The sequence below is a fragment of the Rothia sp. HMSC036D11 genome (assembly GCF_001814205.1).
Taxonomy (GTDB): domain Bacteria; phylum Actinomycetota; class Actinomycetes; order Actinomycetales; family Micrococcaceae; genus Rothia; species Rothia dentocariosa.
In genome coordinates this window covers 1-241 of the sequence record NZ_KV815284.1, presented here as the reverse complement: position 1 = coordinate 241, position 241 = coordinate 1, and the positions used below count along the sequence as shown (strand labels likewise).

At 44.8% G+C, this 241-nt stretch carries 1 pseudogene; it reads right to left on the bottom strand.

Annotated features, from left to right (window positions below):
• Nucleotides 1–241 (bottom strand): annotated as a pseudogene (locus tag HMPREF2958_RS04265) (hypothetical protein); the annotation flags it as partial.

The following is a 241-nucleotide window of genomic DNA, read 5'->3' as shown; positions in this document are numbered from 1 at the left end:
AAGAACCCCTGACTCAAATCCAGCCAATGCAAATCCTCAAGATACTCATGAATCCAATCATCTGGCATATCAGGAATCTCCTCAGGAAACTCAATAGCCTCAAAAACTATCATGGCATCTTCCTCAGAGCCTGAAGACTTTAAAAACTTTTCACAGGAAAGCTCAATAATCTTCCACCCAGCCTGCCGCAACAACTCCAACTGCCGCTCTAAAACACCATCCTCCCGCACATAAACAACCG